Origin of the sequence: Brevibacillus sp. HB1.1 (genome assembly GCF_013332445.1) — a bacterium.
GTDB classification, from domain to species: domain Bacteria; phylum Bacillota; class Bacilli; order Brevibacillales; family Brevibacillaceae; genus Brevibacillus; species Brevibacillus porteri.
Genome location: NZ_JABMIV010000012.1, coordinates 156,750 through 173,939 on the forward strand (window position 1 = coordinate 156,750; position 17,190 = coordinate 173,939).

Sequence of the window (17,190 nt, forward strand, 5' to 3'; positions counted from 1 at the left end):
GGCGCAACGTACGTAAAAAGGAGGATGTTTCCATGTGGCATGGCTGGCCGATCGAACGCGTACTGATACTTTTTGCTGGATTGGCGTTTGCCCTGATTGCGGTTCAGGTCACGCTTTTTCACTCCAGACAAAACTTCCGACATTGGGCAATGTGGATTCCCGTGCTTGAGCTCCCTGTATTTGCGGTTACTGCTATTGTTTTATCGTTTGTGAATGCGGGTTGGCTGCGTTGGGTGTTTGCTTTGATGATGGTGGTCGGCATGGCTGGTGGTTTGTACGGGGCCTATTTGCATACGGTAGGGGTTGGGCAGCGTGTGGGAGGTTATTCGCAAGGTCAAAATTTTCTCGTGGGTCCTCCTGTGATTCTTCCATTACTGATCACCGCAATGTCAGCATTAGGGCTTCTTGCGCTGTTTTGGTAAAAATCGTTTTCGAAGGGGTGAGAGGACATGGAGAAGCCTGGACGTTACCCATCCTATGATGTTTGGGACCAGCATACAGAGTGGGATGCTCACACAAGGAAAGTAGTAGGGGCCAGACGAATGCCCGCGATTGCCAATCAATTTTTTACGAAGCCTGAATCCTTGCTCTTACAAACAGTTGTAGGCGTATTGGTCCATGATCACCGTTTGGAGGTGCTGACCTTTGTGGTCGAGCATCTGGATAATACGACGGCTAGTAATATTGGCGAGTCGCAACGAAAGGTCGGAGTTCCACCCCAAAAAGAGCTCTATCGCTCGGGCTTGAAAGGGATTGATGCGGAGAGTCATGCTGCTTATGGAACAGATTTTGTTGCGTTGAAGCTAGACCAGCAGGAAGCCGTTCTTCAGCACGTCGCGAATGGGGGTATCCAAAACCAGGAGGCGTGGACAGACATGGCTCCCGCAGATTTTTTCAAGCGGTTGCTGCATGACACAGTTAGTGCGTACTATTCACATCCGTTGGTTTGGTCGGACATCGGCTACGGCGGACCCGCTTATCCGCGCGGCTATGTACGGGTGGAAAAAGGATTGACGGACCCATGGGAGGCAAAAGCAAATGACGAGTCATGACCATCGTACGATTACTCATCGCCCCACTCCTGTGGATCAAAGAAAATACGCCGATGACGCAGATGTATGCATCGTAGGTGCTGGAGCGGCAGGAGGCGTACTGGCTTATGAGCTGGCAAAGGCCGGGTTGCGTGTAGTCGTACTGGAAGCAGGGCCGTTTTGGGACCCTCAACATGATTTTGCCAGTGATGAGCTGTCGATGCGGAGATTGGCCTGGCAGGAAACAAGGCTGGTAGCAGGCAATGATCCACTGCGTTTGGGACATAACAACTCAGGACGGGGAATTGGGGGAGGCACCGTGCATTTTACGGGGGTGTTCCTGCGTTTCCACGAGAGTGATTTTAAGACGAAGACCGTAGACGGCGTAGGGGAAGACTGGCCGATTACGTATCAGGACCTTGCTCCATATTACGACAAGATTGAACGGGAGATTGCGGTCTCAGGTCCCAATCATTTTCCGTGGGGTTCCTTTCAAGGCCCGTATCCGTACCCCGTTCGGGAGCCAATCAGTGCCAATGCCCAACTGTTCCGGGAAGGGTGCGAGAAGCTGGGGATCGAGAGTGTGGTCGCCCCTCTGGCGATTTTATCGGCCCCCTTTGATGGACGTCCTCCCTGTATTAATCGTGGCTTTTGCAATCAAGGGTGCATGCCGAATGCCAAATACAGCGGGCTGATTCATCATATCCCCAAAGCGATAGCGGAGGGGGCAGAGGTGCTGTCCGACTGCATGGTGACGGAAATTTTGATGGCTGGAGACCGGGTCAGTGGCGTGTTGTTCAACCATAATGGTTTGACGCACAGGCAAATGGCTCGTGTGGTCATTTTGGCCGGGTTTGTGGTGGAGACTCCCAGATTGCTACTCAGTTCGGCGAATGCTCAGTTTCCGCAAGGGTTGGCGAATTCGAGTGGATGGGTAGGAAAAGCTATTATGCCTCACTCCAGTCATGATGTATACGGACGACTCCCGGAGGAAGTGCGATTGTATAAAGGGACACCTGTCCTTGCTCTGACCCAGCATTTTTATGAGACGGAACGGGAACGAGGATTTGCCCGCGGATATACATTGAGTGCACACGGGGCACGTCCAGTCGGGATGGCGGCTGCTATTGCTGCCGAGAGGGAAGACGGCTCGTATTTATGGGGAAAACAGCTTCGAGAAACCATGCTGGATTACAATATGTATGCGCGGATCACCTTGGTCGGGGAAGTGTTGCCTCATCCCGATAACAGAGTGACGCTCTCTGGGGAAAAAGATGAATACGGAATGCCGATCCCTACGGTAACGTTTAGTTATCAGGAGAACGACAAACAACTGTACAAGCATGCTATTGGGCAAATGAACAGGATTATAGGGGCGATGGGTGGGCAGCCAGAGCATGTGGTATCGGATACCGCTCATCTCATGGGGGGATGCCGAATGGGGAATGACAGGGAAACCTCTGTTGTGAATGAATATGGGCAGTCACATGACATACCCAATCTTTTCATAACGGGTGCTTCTACGTTCGTTACCTCGAGTGGCAGCAACCCGACAAATACAGTCATGGCGCTGGCTGCGCGCACTGCAGACAAGATCATTGAGGCGATGAAAAAGCAAGAGGTATAAGCAGGGTTCACATAACTTTTGCGTTCCTATCTTCCCCATCATATAAGCCATATAGTATACTGATAAACAGATATGTAAGGCAAAGGTGGGTATCCTTATGGAAATGGATTTGATGCAGGTTCTGTTTTTGTCAGAGACTTATAAGCTACTTGGTGACAAGACGCGCTTGACGATCATGGCTCTCCTGCAAGTACAGTCCTTATGTGTCCGTGATCTCGTGGAAATTTTGCAAACTTCCCAGCCTTCTGTTTCTCAGCACTTGGCTAAGCTCAAAACTCATGGTTTGGTCAAAGAGCGTCGGAAGGGACCGTGGGTATATTACTCCGTTAATACAGAATGCGGTCCTGAAGTTAAGCAAATTTTGTCTAACTTGCCGGATATGTCGCCAATCGTCAAACAAAAATCAGTTGCAAGTGAACCTTCATTTGGCTGATCAGTCGTAAAAAGCGTTGGATCAATTGAGATCCAACGCTTTTTTTAGTTCTTCCTTGTCAAATCCATGGATGACCATTTGCTCGCCGTTTTCCTTTTCAATGTAGGTTACAGGTGTCATGCTGGCGCCTAATTGAATAGCTTCCTGGAAATAAGCCTCGTTTTTTCGGATGTCTCTGTCTTCGAAAGCAATGTTGTTTGAAGTCAGCCACATTTTTTCTTCCTGACAAGGACCGCAAGTGACTTGGGTATAGATAATAACCTTGTGAGCCATACAGAATTGCTCCTTTCAAAAGCAGAGTAGAAGCCTTGCTCTTTCCAATATGAATGATCGTTCGCGACAAAGCAAGTCAACAACAGCACAATTTGGGAAAATAAGGATGGATACGCACATAGGGGGCTGTACAAATTATATTCAGTGACGTCGAGGAGGTGAAAGTAACGATGCCTAAACAAAACAAACAAGCGGGTATGGGCAAAGCGAACCAAGCTAGCCAAGCAGCAAACACTGCGACTGAATTCGCAAGTGAAACAAACGCAGCAGAGGTTCGTGGTCAGAACCAACAATCCGCACAACGCGCTGCTTCCCAAGGCGCTGCGACTGAGTTCGCAAGTGAGACAAATGTTGCGGAGGTTCGCCGTCAAAACCAACAATCGGCTGCACAACAATCTTCTGGCCAAGCTACTGAGTAGGAGCCAGCGGAAAAAGGCCCTCGCAATTTGCGGGGGTTTTCCTATTTTTTCGGAAAGTCTATGCGTGGAATGTGGTTTCTATCCTTGCACTTGCAAAAGCGTGGAAGTGGATGATACTGTGATTCGTAAATCCGCCCACTAGGAGGCAATTGCTCATGATCATTGGAACAGGCGTAGACATAGTGGAAATAGAGCGCATCGCTACTTTGATAAAAAGACAAGAGAGTGCAATCAAACGCTTTTTGACCACAGATGAACAACAGCTCTTGCATGGAAAGACAGAGACGAGACAGGCGGAAATGGTTGCAGGCAGATTTGCTGCCAAGGAAGCGGGAGCAAAAGCTCTTGGCACAGGCATTGGAGCCGTACTCAGCTTTTTGGATATGGAAATCCTCCCGAATGATTCGGGCAAGCCGATCATGACCATAAAGCACGAGGTGTACAGCAAACTCGATCTGGACCCCGCTCTCGTCCATATTCATGTGAGCATTTCGCATAGCCAAACGCATGCGATTGCGCAAGTCATTGTAGAACAACGATAGATGTTTTGAACAACCTCGATAAACTTGTCTGCATATTGGGACGAGGATGGACATACATTTATATCGCGTAGATCAGGAGGGACTACCTGCTCTTACACAGGAAGGCTAAGTCTGTAGCCGATCCAAGCGATATATCGCCAACTTCGTATCCATTTGCAACCATTGACACGATGTGCGCTGCATGGGCGAGAGACTGACAGATTTCCCAGGAAATAGACAGGGATGCCCTTCTTTGTCGAAAATATTGACAAGGAGGAGTTCATTGAATGAAACGGGTAGCTTTACCACTGGTGTTATTGTTGGTTTTCACCCTGTTCCTTGGCGGTTGTTTCGGTCAGAAAACACCAGAAGATGTGGTGAGCGACCTGAACGGTACGCTGGGAAAAATGTCTGGGTACAAGTCTCAGGCTGTTTTGACCATGCAGACAGGCTCTACCCCCATGGAGTACGATGTTCAGGTCTGGTATGAAAAGCCAACCAACTATCGGGTAGCTCTCACCTCGAAGCAGCGTGGCATTACACAAATCATCTTGCGAAACAATGAAGGAGTCTTTGTACTGACCCCGCATCTGAACAAGAGCTTCCGCTTCCAAAGTGGCTGGCCTGAGAACAACGGACCGTTGTATCTATACGAAACACTGGCCAAGAGCATTATCGATGACACTGAGCGCCAAATGAAGATGGAAGAAAAACAGTATGTATTCGAAGTGAAAGCGAACTACAGCGGTAATCGTTCTTTGACCAAGCAAAAAATTTGGCTGACAGAAGATTTCAAACCGACGCACGCCGAAATTATGGATGCTAGCATGAATCCGCTCGTACGGATTGATTTCACTGATTTTTCGTTCAACCCTATGTTTGACAAAGATGCCTTTGACAAAGAGCGCAACATGACAACGAGCTCGTTGACAACGATCCCAACAATGGCGAAAACAAATGGACAGGTCATGAAACAGCCGAACAGCCAATTCGGTGTCATCGTCCCTACGTATATGCCAGAAGGGGTTAAGCAAGGAGATATTGAGCCAGTTACCCGTGATGGGGAGAGGAAAGTCATCTTGACCTACAAAGGGGCCTACAATTACAAGGTAATCGAAGGACGCCCGACAGCAGCATCTGTGTCGTATGAGCAAGGTATGCCTGTGAACCTCGGCTTTACGGTGGGTGTGCTTGCGCAGACAGGTGAAAATCAGCGACTGCTGACGTGGGAGCTCGACGGCATCGAGTATACAATCGCGGGGGATCTTCCTGAGGAAGAAATGGTGAATGTCGCACAGTCGACATATGGTCTCAGCGCAAAATAAAAGTGTGGGAGAGGGGACGGTGAATGCCGTCCTCTTTTGTTTTTGCTTTGGAAAGTGGCTGTAGCGGAGGGGAAGAAGCGCATTTCCAGTCTACGCTTCGGCCTACGCCCTGCAAGGAGTTAGACTGTCCGCTCCGGATTGAATGTCGGGAGCGCTTCAAACGTAGAAGTTTCGATGAAGTAGTTCATAAGTAAAGCTGAAATTCCCCGACATTCAATCCTACGCTCAGGTGGGCTCCAGAGGCGCTTGGACTGGAAATGCACTTCTTCCCAAGTGACTTTGTCCCACTATTTGAGAAAAATACCTCCCTGTTGATACTCAAAGGATGATCTTCCTAAGTTTTAAAGAGAGCGATGAATCCAAAAAGCTGGCGAAAAGAAAAAGCACAGGGCTCGCAGACCTTGACAACGCCTACCCAGTCGGAACTCCAAAAAGGGGACCCGCTTGTCGAACACTTCTTCCTTGAGAAACGTCCGCCCGTAGGGTGGCTTTGGCTCGACGGTCCTCTTTTTGCAGTGGAGACGGACAGTCAATCCCCCACGCTGGCGTGTCAGAGTCGAAGAGAACTGTGCTTTTTCTTTTCCTCCACCATGTTGACTCAAACCAAAATGCCTTTCATAGTTTTTTACGATTTTCCCTCAAGTTTTCCTTTTTTCTCAAACGGGAATCTAAAAATACCCATGTACACTTGGTCTTGTACCAAAGAGGCAGCACACTTCACGAGAAAAGACGAAAGGGTTGAGTGTATATGTTTAGCAAAACGAAAATGGGAATGTTGATGGGAACAATGGCAGTGGTTCTGAGTCTGGGTAGCATAGGCGGAGCAATGGCAGCCGATTCAGCAAAACCAGCTTCATTGAATAAACCGGCAGAAGTAAAATTCAAAACAGGCAAGATGGGCCACCACGGTGGAGTGGGCTTCAAAGAAAACTTCAAAGAAAATACAGAGCTGCTCTCGCTGTTGAAGCTGGATGCTGACAAGCTGAAAGAAGAGCTTGCGGCAGGGAAAACACTCGCAGCGATTGCACAAGCCCAAGGAGTCGACACTGCCGATGTCGTAGCACTTCTGGTTGAACAGCAAGAGGCCAAACTGAAGGAAGCAGTAGCAGCAGGCAAGCTGAAGCAGGAGCAGGCAGATAAGCTGTCTGAAAATCTGAGCGATCGCGTAAAAGAACAGGTAGAAAACACGAAACCGGATAAAGGCTTCGGCAAAGGTGGCTCAGGCAAAGGTGGCTTCATCGGTGGCTTCGAGAAAAACGAAGAACTGCTGTCCCTTTTGAAACTGGATGCAGCTAAATTCCAAGAACAACTGAAAGCGGACAAATCGCTGGCTGCTATCGCAGAGGCTCAAGGCGTATCTGTGGATGATCTGGTGGATTTGTTGGTAAAACAACAGGAAACCAAGCTGAAAGAGGCGGTAGCGGCAGGCAAGCTCACGCAGGAGCAAGCTGACAAGATGAATGAAAATGCGAGCCAGCGAGTAAAAGAAATGGTGCAAAATACGCATCAAGGACGTGGACCAGGTAAAGGAATGGGCTTCGAGAAAAATAATGAAGAACTGCTGTCCCTCCTCAAGTTGGATGCAGACAAACTGAAGGAAGAGCAAAAAGCAGGGAAATCGCTGGCTACCATCGCAGAAGCGCAAGGTGTATCCGTGGATGATCTGGTAGCGCTTTTGGTCAAACAACAAAAGGCCAATCTGAAAGAGGCGGTAACCGCCGGGAAGCTGACACAGGAACAAGCTGACAAAATGAATGAGAATGCCAGTGAGCGGGTAAAAGAAATGGTGCAAAACACGCATCAAGGACGTGGACCGGGTAAAGGAATGGGCTTCGAGAAAAATAATGAAGAACTGCTGTCCCTCCTCAAGCTGGATGCAGACAAACTGAAGGAAGAGCAAAAAGCAGAGAAATCGTTGGCAACCATCGCTAAGGAGCAGGGCGTAGAAGTGGATGACGTCATCGAGCTCTTGGTAGGTCAGCGCGAAGCCAAGCTAAAAGAAGAAGTAAAGGCAGGCAAGCTCACACAGGAGCAGGCAGACAAACGCAGCGAGGAATTGACAGCGATGGTGCAAAAGATGGTGGATGGCAGCTTTGAAAAAGTCGTTTTCCCAAGACATGAAAAAGAGGGAAAAGACCAGGAGAAAACAATGTAGAAAAGTCAGCAGGTGGGAGCTAATCCCATCTGCTTTTCTATTTTCTCGGGATTGGTCGATGAGGGTCGATTTGTACATAAAAACCAACGTGCGAATGAGGTGAAAGGACAATCCGCGAATTGACACACAGCGGGAAAACACGATACATTCAGAGTAACTTATTGAATGAGGTGGCATGCTTTACATGAAGAAACCGTCTAACGAAGTTTTGTACGAGGAAGCATCGACCTACAAAGACATGCTCCTGCGAAAAAGCTGGAAAATGCGCATTAACGAGACTGTCATGTTTGTACTGGGGATGATGATTCTCGCTCAATTTTTCCCGACCAATGACACGAGATTCAAGGTGCTTGTTTTCGCCATTGCCATTGCTGTTGTTGGATTGTCTCCGTTTCTGTACAAATCGGTATTTCGTCCGGTGTACAAGCTGACCAAGACCCACCTGATTATTTCCATGTCAGGACAGGAAAAGAGCTACCCGCTGTCTGAAGTCGAGCAAATTTATGAAGGCCGTCATTTTTATCGTGTAGGCGGCAAAAAGGAATCACTGATGGTTTCCAGGCAATTTCTCAGTCATTTAAATGAACGCTTGTTTTACTATAAAAAAGGGAACAAGAGGAGATAGGAATGAAATCGTTTTGTCGTGACACTTGGGTAGAGGTTGATTTGGATGCCATCCGGGCGAACCTCGAGACATTCAAACGCCATTTGCCAGAAAAAACGGGTATTATGGCTGTTGTGAAAGCAGACGGGTATGGTCATGGCGCTGTCCATGTTGGAAAAGAAGCGTTGGCGAGCGGTGCAGATTCACTTGCAGTCGCATTGCTCGATGAAGCGCTTATTTTGCGGAGGGCAGGGATCACAGCGCCGATTTTAGTGTTGGGATACACACCTGTCGAATCCATTGTCACTGCAAGCGAGCTGGAAGTGGAGTTAACCGCTTACAGCGTCGAATGGATCACGGAAGCGAACGACATTCTTCAGAAAAATGATCACAAGCCTATCGGGATTCATGTAAAGACCGATACGGGCATGGGACGTTTGGGCGTTCGGACAAAGGAAGATTTACTTGCGGTTGTAGATGCCCTTGAAGAATGCTCTAAGCTGAAGTGGACAGGTATTTTTACGCATTTTGCCTGCGCGGATGAACCAGATACAACCCATGTGCGACGACAACACGACTTGTTTCAATCCTTTTTGCAAGCGCTGCGTGAAGCAAATAAAACATTGCCGTCCGTCCATTGCTGCAATACGGCGGCGGCAATCGCATTTCCCGATTGGGGGTATGATACGATTCGTTTAGGCATAGGTTTATACGGATTGTATCCTTCTTTGTACATGAAAGAACGTGCGGATGTCATTCTTGCCCCTGCCCTGGCGCTCAAGACCAGAATTGCCCACGTAAAGAAGGCAGATGAGCCATTCACGGTCAGCTATGGTGCTACGTATGCAGCAAAGCCTGACGAATGGATTGCAACGCTGCCGATCGGATACGCAGATGGCTATTCTCGCCTTTTGTCCAATCGTGGTGAGGTGTTGTACAATGGATCGCGCTACCCGATTGCAGGCAGAGTTTGTATGGACCAAATCATGGTCAGCCTGAATTCGACAGAAGCAGCGGTCAATGACGAGGTCGTCTTGTATGGCAAGCAGGGGGACGAGGAAATCTCCTTGGATGAAATTGCCGATTTGCTGGGAACAATTAATTACGAGGTTCCTTGTATGCTGAATTACCGAATTCCGCGCCTCTATTTGCGCGACCAGAAAGTAACGGACGTATTTCACCCATTGACAATGAAGCACTCGTCCCGTGAAAATGTAAATAACTAGCAAGGGAAATCAGCAGGAATTTTCCCGTGGAACACGAATACTAGTTAAGCGAAAAAGCTGGCTTTTTTGGGTAAACGAAGTCTTCACCTGCACCTTTGGATTGTTTACACTCACGTTTTCTCACCGAAAAAGCGCACAGTAGGTATATTTTTGCAATGGATTCGACATAATGGTATTGTTCATATTGGCTGTTCTTTCTAGAACTAGCATAGCGGATGGAAGTTACGGTCATGGTTGGAGGTGGATTTGTCTTGTCGAAGTCAAACACGAAACGCATCATGATCAGCTTGCCACAACACTTGCTTCAGGAAGTGGATGGCGTTATTCAAAAGGAAAAATCCAATCGCAGCGAGTTTATTCGTCAAGCGATGCATTTGTATTTGAAAGAGCGAAAAAAGCGCACAATCCGTGAGACCATGCAAAAAGGGTACATGGAGATGGCGAAGATCAATCTGAATATGGCATCGGAGGCTTTTGGCGCTGAACAAGAGGCTGACCATACTCTTGTCCGCTTAGTTAGCGGGGTGTGACTGGTGATTGTCAAACGTGGCGATGTATTTTTCGCGGACCTGTCCCCGGTCGTTGGCTCTGAGCAAGGAGGCGTACGGCCTGTTTTAGTCATTCAAAACGACATTGGAAATCGATTTAGTCCGACGGTCATCGTCGCAGCCATTACAGCGCAGATTCAAAAGGCGAAGCTGCCTACGCATGTGGAAATTGACGCAAAAACTTATGGATTTGATCGTGACTCCGTCATTCTGTTGGAACAAATACGAACCATTGACAAACAACGTCTAACTGATAAAATAACGCATCTCGATGACGAGATGATGGATCGGGTTAATGAATCCTTGCAAATCAGTTTAGGACTCATTGATTTTTAACGTGTGAAAAAAGATCAGACTATTGGATAGGAAAAGCCACTTGAGTGAAGCAAGTGGTTTTTTGCTGTCAGATTTGCAGGGATTTTATAGGTGAACAGCGAACTGTTCGAAAAGAGAATATAAGACAAAATGTGACACAATATGATTTATTTTTCGAGGTAGAGAAAAAACTCATTTCTACCTACCAAGCGAGGCGGAAGGGGTTTTTTTGGTTGTGGCAGACTATTCTCCTGAGACAATCAATATAGAACAAGAATCAGACATCGTGACGGCGCGGCAAGTGGGGCGAAATATGTCGAAGTTGTTTGGCTTTGGCACGATCACGCAGTCCCGCATCGCCACGTCAATCTCTGAGTTGGCTCGCAATATTTATTTGTATGCGGGTACGGGGACGATCACTATTTCGCCGATTGAGCGAGAAGGAGTGATCGGCTTGCAAATAACAGCGAATGACAGCGGGCCAGGGATTCCTGATATTCGCCAGGCGTTAGATGATGGCTATTCGACTTCGGGTGCCCTCGGGGCTGGATTACCGGGTGTCAGGCGCATGATGGATGAATTTGAGATCCACAGTACCCTGGGAGAAGGGACTCGTGTCGTTGTTGTGAAGTGGAGCGATCAAGCAAAGGAGGAATGAGATAAATGGTAACCCGGAGCTTCCAGGAAGAGTATGTAAAAATTCTTCGGGATTACCTGAGTGCTCAAGGGGAGGACCAGCTTTACGGAGCCCAGCAGTTGGGCAAATGGATGCTTTCTCAAGATATTTCGCCAGAAGAAATAATTGATTTGCATGCGCGAGCACTTGAGCAGCTCGGGGAAGTGCCAGAGTTTGTGCGCTCCTCCTTCTCCATTTTGACAGAGATCATGATTGAATATGGGAACGAGCATCGCTCCGTAAACAGCTGGCGCAATAGGCATCAGCAGATGGAATCAGAAATAGCGGTGGCGAAAGCGATGCAGCAATCACTTTTGCCAAGTGAGGTTCCAGTCTATCCAGAACTGGAGATTGGCGTAGTGAGTATTGCTGCGAAACAAATCTCGGGCGACTATTACGACTTCATTGAGCAAAGTGAAGGGCGTTTTGGCCTCGCCATAGCAGACATTACCGGAAAAGGAATGCCTGCTGCAATGTGTATGTCGATGGTGAAATATGCGATAGACAGCCTTGGACAAATGGAGCTGGGTCCCGATGAAATGCTGCACCATTTAAACCGGATCGTGGAAAGAAATATTGATCCGAGCATGTTTGTGACGATGCTGTTTGGCAGCTACGACTCGAAGAAACACTGTTTCCGCTACGCGACGGCAGGACACGAGCCAGGATTTTTGTACAGGTCGGCCGAAGGGAAGTTCTACGATCTCGAAGGTCGAGGGAATGTACTCGGGTTACACCCAAACAGTGCATACGAGGTTCAGGAGATTCATTTAGAGATAAATGATGTTCTGATTCTTCTGACGGATGGTGTAACAGAATGCAAAAATAACCGATACTATTTGCAAAGGGAAGAGCTTGTACACCATTTGCAAAAAGAGGTGGGCGAATCTGCCCAAAAGATGGCAAACGGCCTGTACAATAGACTGCTTCTGCTCTCCCGATTTGACCTGCTGGATGATTACACCATGATTGTACTTCGAAGAACCTAAGCAACGTACGGGGGGTAGACGCAGATGGACCTGCTAATTAAGACAACGAGCCTTGAAACTGAGCACCGAGTGGTCCTTGGTGGAGATATTGATGCTTTTACAGCGCCGAAAGTAAAGGAAACACTCATGTCACTCGTCTCCAAGCCGGATATCAATCACATTACGGTTGATTTGGAAGCCGTAGAATACATGGACAGTACCGGAATCGGAATTTTCATCGGGATTATGAAAGAGTGCATCCAACGAAATTGTACATTTGAGGTGCACAAATTGTCTCCGCGTGTGGAAAGGCTATTTCGCATCACTGGCTTATACGATCATATTGCCATCCGCAAAGGAGAGAGCGAGTAATGGGTCCAAATAGACCTCAGGCAGACGTGATTCAATTGACTTTGCCAAGCAAGGCGGAGTATTTGGGAGTAGCGCGTCTGACTGTATCCGGTATAGCCAACCGTATGGGCTTTTCTTATGAAGAGATTGAGGATATCAAGCTTGCCGTCGGAGAAGCATGCACGAATGTAGTAAGACATGCATACAAGGAAACAGAGAATCCAGGCTCTATTCATATCCAATGCCACGTTTATGAAGATCGGTTTGTGATCGAGGTAAGCGATCAGGGGGTAGGATTTTCAAATGAGCTCATTGCTGAGCAACTGACGCCGATTTATGCAGGGAAAAGCCTAGAGGATTTGGATGAGGGCGGCCTCGGGCTCTATCTCATTCACACGCTTATGGATGAGGTGGAGACTCGCTCTGAATCAGGGGTGGTAGTCTCCATGACCAAGTATGTTCGGCAGGATGGGGTGGCTGGCAATGACTGGACAATCTCGGAAGCAGAAATATAGTCCAGAGGAGTTAAAGGAGCTCATCCACCTGTATGGTGAAACAAAAGATCCTGCGATACAGGAACAACTGGTGAGGGCCTATACTCCTCTTGTGGAATCGTTAGCGAAGAAGTTTGTTCGCGGACAAGTCATGTATGAAGACCTCGTGCAAGTCGGATTAATCGGCCTGCTTGCTTCCTTTCGTCGGTTCGACCCTAGTTTTGAGCGGACATTTGAGAGCTTTGCGATCCCGACCATTGTGGGAGAGATAAAGCGCTATATTCGGGACAAGACATGGAGTGTCTATGTTCCGCGCAGAGTAAAGGAACTGAGCCCGAAGATCAAACGGGTGGTCGACGAGCTCACGATCAAGCTGCAGCGTTCTCCCCAAATTGCGGACATTGCCAACAGCCTCGGCGTTACAGAGGAAGCGATTCTGGAAACCTTGGAGATGGGCCGCAGCTACCATTCTCTCTCTATGGACAGCGAGCTCGAAGCGGATCTGGACGGCAACACGATTTCTTTACTCGACCTAGTGGGGACGACGGAAGAAGGGTACGGAGCAGTCGAGCAGAATCTGATGCTGGAGCGGGCCCTGCAAATTTTGGATCACCGTGAAAAAGAAATCATTCAATTAACTTTTTATCAAAATTTGAGTCAGAAGCAAGCTGGGGACATCATGGGGATGTCGCAGATGCATATTTCCCGCCTTCAGCGCAGGGCGTTGGGCAAGCTGAGAGAAGCATTGAAAGTGGAACAGCTGGAAATCGTGACGTAGAGGGGCCAAGTGGCTCCTCTTTTTTCTTCCCTTTTTCCAGTCCTTGTTAGCAAATGTGATACAATAAACGACGAAGAATGAGCGCAGGAGGACAGGTATGGAGCTTACGTTGATGATCCAGACAATCGCCCAAGATACGGGTGTCAAACCTCACCAGGTGGAGCGCACAGTTGCTCTTCTGGATGAAGGAAACACGGTTCCTTTTATTGCCCGCTACCGCAAAGAAATGACGGGGCAGCTAGATGAAACGCAAATTCGAGCGATTGAGGAACGCGTTCGCTATTTACGCAACCTGTCAGTGCGGAAGGAAGAAGTCGTTCGGCTCATCGATGAGCAAGGCAAGCTGACGGACGAGCTCCGCGCAGCTATTGAGCGTGCGACAAAGCTGCAAGAGGTAGAAGACCTGTACCGTCCTTACCGCCAAAAACGCCGCACGCGTGCAACCATGGCCAAGGAGAAGGGACTAGAGCCACTTGCCAACTACCTCATGAGTTTACCGAAAACTGGGAATCCGGAAGAAGAAGCAAAAGCATATATCAACCCGGAAAAAGGCGTAGAGACGACTGAGCAAGCTCTGCAAGGAGCAATGGACATCGTGGCGGAACTTCTGTCTGATGACCCAGAAATTCGCCAGTGGGTTCGTCAACGCTCCGTGCAAAAAGGATTGCTTTTGACTGAGCAGAAAGCCGAAGAAGCAGACGAGAAAAATGTATACCAAATGTATTACGCATATAGTGAGCCTCTGAAAAAGGTCGTTCCACATCGGGTGCTGGCCATCAATCGGGGAGAAAACGAAGGCATTTTGAAGGTTTCCATTGAAGCGCCTGTCGCAGAGATTTTGGCTTGGATGCAAAAACGCACCCTTCCTCGTGATACAGTTGCCCGCGATCTGCTGACATTGACAGTCGAGGACGCGTATAAACGTCTGATTGCTCCTTCTATTGAACGAGAGGTGCGCGCGGAGCTGACAGAGGCAGCCGAGGAACGTGCTATTCACATCTTTGCAGAAAACCTGCGCAATTTGCTGCTTCAACCGCCTGTAAAAGGCAAAGTCGTCCTTGGGGTCGATCCGGCGTTTCGGACAGGCTGTAAGCTCGCCGTTGTAGACGAAACTGGCAAACTGCTGGAGGTTGCCGTCGTTTATCCGACCCCTCCGGCGAATAAAGTGGCAGAAGCTACACTGAAAGTGAAACAGTTGATCGAAACCTATGGGGTTACGGTTGTGGCGATTGGGAACGGTACTGCTTCGCGCGAGACAGAACAGTTCATTGCCACGCTGCTGAAAGAGCTGAAGCGAGAGGTAATGTACATCATCGTGAACGAGGCAGGTGCATCCGTGTATTCTGCTTCCCCCCTGGCCAAGGAAGAATTCCCGGACTTGGATGTAGCAGAGCGAAGTGCGGCTTCGATCGCGCGTCGTTTGCAGGACCCGCTTGCTGAGTTGGTCAAAATCGATCCGAAGTCCGTCGGGGTTGGTCAGTACCAGCACGATGTTTCCCAATCGCGGCTGGCAGACAGCCTACAGTTTGTGGTTGAGTCTGCGGTAAACCATGTCGGAGTAGATGTGAATACCGCTTCTCCTTCTCTATTGCAGTATGTATCAGGGATCAGCCGTCAAGTAGCGGGGAATATCGTGAAAAAACGGGACGAGATCGGGAAGTTCACGGAGCGCTCCCAGTTGAAGGCTGTTCCGCGCTTGGGTGCTAAAACGTACGAGCAGTGCATCGGGTTTCTCCGTGTGATGGAGGGAGCGAATCCGCTGGACAAAACACCGATCCACCCGGAATCGTACGATGCGACCCACCAGCTATTGTCGATGCTGGGCATTAGCGCTCAAGAGATCGGCAGTGAGAACTGCAAGGAACGCGTACAGTCTTTGGATGTAAAAGAGACCGCTGTGAAGCTTGGGATTGGCGAGCCAACGCTGCAAGACATTGTGGACAGCCTCTTGCGTCCTGGTCGCGACCCGCGTGACGAGCTGCCAAAACCACTCTTGCGAAGTGATGTCCTCCAGCTGTCTGATCTAAGTGTGGGCATGAAGCTGCAAGGTACTGTGCGCAACGTGGTCGACTTCGGAGCGTTTGTGGATATCGGTCTGAAAAACGACGGACTCGTGCACATTTCCCGTTTGAAGAAGGGCTTTGTGAAACATCCGCTTGAAGTGGTGACGGTTGGCGATATCGTAGATGTATGGGTAGTAGAAATTGACGAGAAACGTCAGCGTGTAGGGATGACCATGATCGCACCAACGGAAGGATAAAGTTCTCGCCACTTTCTCGGTGCTGAAAAGACGACTTTTTGAACATGAACTAAAAGGCGGCCTCCTGTCAGTCAGGGCGGCCGCCATTTTTTTCTAAATATAAGAACCAGCAACTGTTGAGCACACGAATTTGGCGAACGTCCTTCCCATTAAAGGCACGTTGCAACTGCCTGCGCATCCATTGTGGCATGAAAGTACCCCCTGGAGATATTCGTCTATAGGCAATGTATGCGCCGAGACGAGCAGGAGGTGCCTAGAATTTTCATTTACTCTTCTTCTTCGTGCAAATACTCCAATTGGGCTTGCAGGGCACGGATCTCTGTCAATAAAGAGATGAGTGGATACTCGGTCTCTTGTAGGGCAGCAAAGCGGCGCTCCAGACCACTGACGTACTCCAAACCATCCACGATCGAAAGCCCGCTCTCTAACCGTTCCACATCCGCACAGTCTGCCAGAACAGTAGGCAATTCCGGGCGCTCTGTGATCGTCAATTTGTCAATTTCCTTGTAAAGTCGTTTCAATAGAGCGATTAATTGGTACATATGCGATTCGGGCAACGAGACAAACTGTAGTCCGTCACTGGACTGCAACAACAAATAGCGCATGAGCTCCTCCACCATTCTGTCTACCGTTTATTTGCACTCAGTGTAGCCTATCTGTCTGGCACTTTTCAACTGGAACTGCTATGGTGAAAGGAAGGAAGCGGAGGAGATGAGATGACCGATTCGGAACTGCAAATGCTGGTAGAGCAGATATCCAGCGAATTTTTTGCCAAGCCCTTTCGCCATCAGGCCCGCTTTAACAGCAGATTGCGCACGACTGGCGGAAGGTACTTGCTGCGCTCGCATGATATTGAATTGAATCCGAAGCATTTGCAGGAGCATGGTGTGGGGGAATTGATTGCGATCATCAAGCATGAACTTTGCCATTATCATTTGCACATAGAAAAGCGCGGGTATCGTCACGTTGATCGGGATTTTCAACTACTTCTACGTCAAGTGGGTGGAAGCCGATACTGTCAACAGGTAGGAAACGGTCGGACGACCCTGCCTTATCGCTACGAGCTGGTTTGCAAGGCATGTGGCATGAGCTACAAACGCAAACGAAAGATGAACCCAAGCCGCTATCGTTGCGGACGCTGCAAAGGAAAGCTGCTGTTGCGCGAGCTTGTGACGTAAAGAGTCAG

At 48.8% G+C, this 17,190-nt stretch carries 22 protein-coding genes; 19 read left to right on the forward strand and 3 right to left on the reverse strand.

Annotation, left to right across the window (positions count from 1 at the left end; all coding sequences use genetic code 11):
- Positions 1-32 precede the first annotated feature (32 nt).
- The 4 genes from HPY27_RS25405 to HPY27_RS25420 all read left to right on the forward strand — a co-directional run bounded on the left by HPY27_RS25405 (position 33) and on the right by HPY27_RS25420 (position 3,091).
- A complete protein-coding gene (locus HPY27_RS25405; protein ID WP_106835605.1) occupies positions 33-422 on the forward strand; it encodes a hypothetical protein in 390 nt (129 codons plus the stop codon).
- Between the two features lie 27 nt (positions 423-449).
- Positions 450-1,052, forward strand: coding sequence for a gluconate 2-dehydrogenase subunit 3 family protein (locus HPY27_RS25410; RefSeq protein ID WP_017247287.1), 603 nt, complete (start codon positions 450-452; stop codon positions 1,050-1,052).
- Positions 1,039-2,658 (forward strand): GMC family oxidoreductase, encoded by a 1,620-nt coding sequence (locus HPY27_RS25415; RefSeq protein WP_174226284.1) that lies wholly within the window; start codon positions 1,039-1,041, stop codon positions 2,656-2,658. Before HPY27_RS25410 ends, HPY27_RS25415 begins: the two co-directional genes overlap by 14 nt.
- Before the next feature lie 97 nt (positions 2,659-2,755).
- Positions 2,756-3,091, forward strand: coding sequence for an ArsR/SmtB family transcription factor (locus HPY27_RS25420; RefSeq protein ID WP_048036218.1), 336 nt, complete (start codon positions 2,756-2,758; stop codon positions 3,089-3,091).
- A gap of 21 nt (positions 3,092-3,112) precedes the next feature.
- Here the strand turns inward: HPY27_RS25420 and HPY27_RS25425 are convergent, their stop codons facing one another.
- Positions 3,113-3,364 (reverse strand): glutaredoxin family protein, encoded by a 252-nt coding sequence (locus HPY27_RS25425; RefSeq protein WP_017247290.1) that lies wholly within the window; start codon positions 3,362-3,364, stop codon positions 3,113-3,115.
- 170 nt (positions 3,365-3,534) lie between these two features.
- On the opposite strand from HPY27_RS25425, the gene HPY27_RS25430 reads away from it, so the two are divergent.
- The 14 genes from HPY27_RS25430 to HPY27_RS25495 all read left to right on the forward strand — a co-directional run bounded on the left by HPY27_RS25430 (position 3,535) and on the right by HPY27_RS25495 (position 16,004).
- On the forward strand, positions 3,535-3,783 hold the full coding sequence (locus tag HPY27_RS25430) for a gamma-type small acid-soluble spore protein (protein WP_017247291.1): 249 nt from the start codon (positions 3,535-3,537) through the stop codon (positions 3,781-3,783).
- 155 nt (positions 3,784-3,938) lie between these two features.
- Positions 3,939-4,325, forward strand: a complete 387-nt coding sequence (gene acpS / locus HPY27_RS25435) for a holo-ACP synthase (protein ID WP_100169643.1) — start codon at positions 3,939-3,941, stop codon at positions 4,323-4,325.
- Positions 4,326-4,591: 266 nt separating this feature from the next.
- Positions 4,592-5,629, forward strand: a complete 1,038-nt coding sequence (locus HPY27_RS25440; protein WP_100169644.1) for an outer membrane lipoprotein-sorting protein — start codon at positions 4,592-4,594, stop codon at positions 5,627-5,629.
- A 748-nt stretch (positions 5,630-6,377) separates the two neighbouring features.
- Positions 6,378-7,784, forward strand: a complete 1,407-nt coding sequence (locus HPY27_RS25445; protein ID WP_174226285.1) for a coiled-coil domain-containing protein — start codon at positions 6,378-6,380, stop codon at positions 7,782-7,784.
- A gap of 184 nt (positions 7,785-7,968) precedes the next feature.
- Positions 7,969-8,409, forward strand: a complete 441-nt coding sequence (locus HPY27_RS25450; protein WP_017247295.1) for a hypothetical protein — start codon at positions 7,969-7,971, stop codon at positions 8,407-8,409.
- A 2-nt stretch (positions 8,410-8,411) separates the two neighbouring features.
- Entirely contained in the window at positions 8,412-9,614 is a 1,203-nt protein-coding gene (gene alr / locus HPY27_RS25455) for an alanine racemase (protein WP_100169645.1), read from the forward strand.
- Positions 9,615-9,844: 230 nt separating this feature from the next.
- Positions 9,845-10,144 carry a CopG family ribbon-helix-helix protein gene (locus HPY27_RS25460; protein ID WP_016740787.1) on the forward strand — a complete coding sequence of 100 codons (300 nt, stop codon included), beginning with the start codon at positions 9,845-9,847 and terminating at the stop codon, positions 10,142-10,144.
- Positions 10,145-10,147: 3 nt separating this feature from the next.
- Positions 10,148-10,498: a type II toxin-antitoxin system PemK/MazF family toxin gene (locus HPY27_RS25465; RefSeq protein WP_005830205.1), complete on the forward strand. Its 351-nt coding sequence runs from the start codon at positions 10,148-10,150 to the stop codon at positions 10,496-10,498.
- Positions 10,499-10,706: 208 nt separating this feature from the next.
- On the forward strand, positions 10,707-11,135 hold the full coding sequence (locus HPY27_RS25470) for an anti-sigma regulatory factor (protein ID WP_007721070.1): 429 nt from the start codon (positions 10,707-10,709) through the stop codon (positions 11,133-11,135).
- A gap of 5 nt (positions 11,136-11,140) precedes the next feature.
- Entirely contained in the window at positions 11,141-12,142 is a 1,002-nt protein-coding gene (locus HPY27_RS25475; protein ID WP_017246613.1) for a PP2C family protein-serine/threonine phosphatase, read from the forward strand.
- Positions 12,143-12,166: 24 nt separating this feature from the next.
- Positions 12,167-12,493: an anti-sigma factor antagonist gene (locus HPY27_RS25480; protein WP_017246612.1), complete on the forward strand. Its 327-nt coding sequence runs from the start codon at positions 12,167-12,169 to the stop codon at positions 12,491-12,493.
- On the forward strand, positions 12,493-12,987 hold the full coding sequence (gene rsbW / locus HPY27_RS25485; RefSeq protein WP_017246611.1) for an anti-sigma B factor RsbW: 495 nt from the start codon (positions 12,493-12,495) through the stop codon (positions 12,985-12,987). The genes HPY27_RS25480 and rsbW overlap by 1 nt, the downstream gene beginning before the upstream one ends.
- Positions 12,956-13,744, forward strand: coding sequence for an RNA polymerase sigma factor SigB (sigB, locus tag HPY27_RS25490; RefSeq protein WP_017246610.1), 789 nt, complete (start codon positions 12,956-12,958; stop codon positions 13,742-13,744). Before rsbW ends, sigB begins: the two co-directional genes overlap by 32 nt.
- Positions 13,745-13,841: 97 nt before the next feature.
- The gene (locus tag HPY27_RS25495; RefSeq protein ID WP_174226286.1) at positions 13,842-16,004 is read left to right on the forward strand and encodes a Tex family protein; all 2,163 of its coding nucleotides are present in this window, start codon (positions 13,842-13,844) and stop codon (positions 16,002-16,004) included.
- A gap of 67 nt (positions 16,005-16,071) precedes the next feature.
- Here HPY27_RS25495 and cmpA read toward each other — a convergent pair whose 3' ends face one another.
- The gene (cmpA, locus tag HPY27_RS25500; RefSeq protein ID WP_012684250.1) at positions 16,072-16,194 is read right to left on the reverse strand and encodes a cortex morphogenetic protein CmpA; all 123 of its coding nucleotides are present in this window, start codon (positions 16,192-16,194) and stop codon (positions 16,072-16,074) included.
- Positions 16,195-16,270: 76 nt separating this feature from the next.
- Positions 16,271-16,609 (reverse strand): hypothetical protein, encoded by a 339-nt coding sequence (locus HPY27_RS25505; RefSeq protein ID WP_017246608.1) that lies wholly within the window; start codon positions 16,607-16,609, stop codon positions 16,271-16,273.
- Between the two features lie 111 nt (positions 16,610-16,720).
- Here HPY27_RS25505 and HPY27_RS25510 point away from each other — a divergent pair, with 111 nt between their 5' ends.
- Positions 16,721-17,182, forward strand: coding sequence for a SprT family protein (locus HPY27_RS25510; protein ID WP_174226287.1), 462 nt, complete (start codon positions 16,721-16,723; stop codon positions 17,180-17,182).
- Positions 17,183-17,190: the final 8 nt, after the last annotated feature.

What these genes read in the sequence shown, in the direction of transcription:
- sigB (WP_017246610.1), top strand. Translation starts at nt 12,956, where the DNA reads ATGACTGGACAATCTCGGAAGCAGAAATATAGTCCAGAGGAGTTAAAG.
- rsbW (WP_017246611.1), top strand. Translation starts at nt 12,493, where the DNA reads ATGGGTCCAAATAGACCTCAGGCAGACGTGATTCAATTGACTTTGCCA.
- HPY27_RS25450 (WP_017247295.1), top strand. Translation starts at nt 7,969, where the DNA reads ATGAAGAAACCGTCTAACGAAGTTTTGTACGAGGAAGCATCGACCTAC.
- cmpA (WP_012684250.1), bottom strand. Translation starts at nt 16,194, where the DNA reads ATGCCACAATGGATGCGCAGGCAGTTGCAACGTGCCTTTAATGGGAAG.
- HPY27_RS25410 (WP_017247287.1), top strand. Translation starts at nt 450, where the DNA reads ATGGAGAAGCCTGGACGTTACCCATCCTATGATGTTTGGGACCAGCAT.
- HPY27_RS25415 (WP_174226284.1), top strand. Translation starts at nt 1,039, where the DNA reads ATGACGAGTCATGACCATCGTACGATTACTCATCGCCCCACTCCTGTG.
- HPY27_RS25405 (WP_106835605.1), top strand. Translation starts at nt 33, where the DNA reads ATGTGGCATGGCTGGCCGATCGAACGCGTACTGATACTTTTTGCTGGA.
- HPY27_RS25495 (WP_174226286.1), top strand. Translation starts at nt 13,842, where the DNA reads ATGGAGCTTACGTTGATGATCCAGACAATCGCCCAAGATACGGGTGTC.
- HPY27_RS25440 (WP_100169644.1), top strand. Translation starts at nt 4,592, where the DNA reads ATGAAACGGGTAGCTTTACCACTGGTGTTATTGTTGGTTTTCACCCTG.
- HPY27_RS25480 (WP_017246612.1), top strand. Translation starts at nt 12,167, where the DNA reads ATGGACCTGCTAATTAAGACAACGAGCCTTGAAACTGAGCACCGAGTG.
- HPY27_RS25425 (WP_017247290.1), bottom strand. Translation starts at nt 3,364, where the DNA reads ATGGCTCACAAGGTTATTATCTATACCCAAGTCACTTGCGGTCCTTGT.
- HPY27_RS25460 (WP_016740787.1), top strand. Translation starts at nt 9,845, where the DNA reads ATGGTTGGAGGTGGATTTGTCTTGTCGAAGTCAAACACGAAACGCATC.
- HPY27_RS25505 (WP_017246608.1), bottom strand. Translation starts at nt 16,609, where the DNA reads ATGCGCTATTTGTTGTTGCAGTCCAGTGACGGACTACAGTTTGTCTCG.
- HPY27_RS25430 (WP_017247291.1), top strand. Translation starts at nt 3,535, where the DNA reads ATGCCTAAACAAAACAAACAAGCGGGTATGGGCAAAGCGAACCAAGCT.
- HPY27_RS25475 (WP_017246613.1), top strand. Translation starts at nt 11,141, where the DNA reads ATGGTAACCCGGAGCTTCCAGGAAGAGTATGTAAAAATTCTTCGGGAT.
- HPY27_RS25510 (WP_174226287.1), top strand. Translation starts at nt 16,721, where the DNA reads ATGACCGATTCGGAACTGCAAATGCTGGTAGAGCAGATATCCAGCGAA.
- HPY27_RS25445 (WP_174226285.1), top strand. Translation starts at nt 6,378, where the DNA reads ATGTTTAGCAAAACGAAAATGGGAATGTTGATGGGAACAATGGCAGTG.
- HPY27_RS25420 (WP_048036218.1), top strand. Translation starts at nt 2,756, where the DNA reads ATGGAAATGGATTTGATGCAGGTTCTGTTTTTGTCAGAGACTTATAAG.
- alr (WP_100169645.1), top strand. Translation starts at nt 8,412, where the DNA reads ATGAAATCGTTTTGTCGTGACACTTGGGTAGAGGTTGATTTGGATGCC.
- acpS (WP_100169643.1), top strand. Translation starts at nt 3,939, where the DNA reads ATGATCATTGGAACAGGCGTAGACATAGTGGAAATAGAGCGCATCGCT.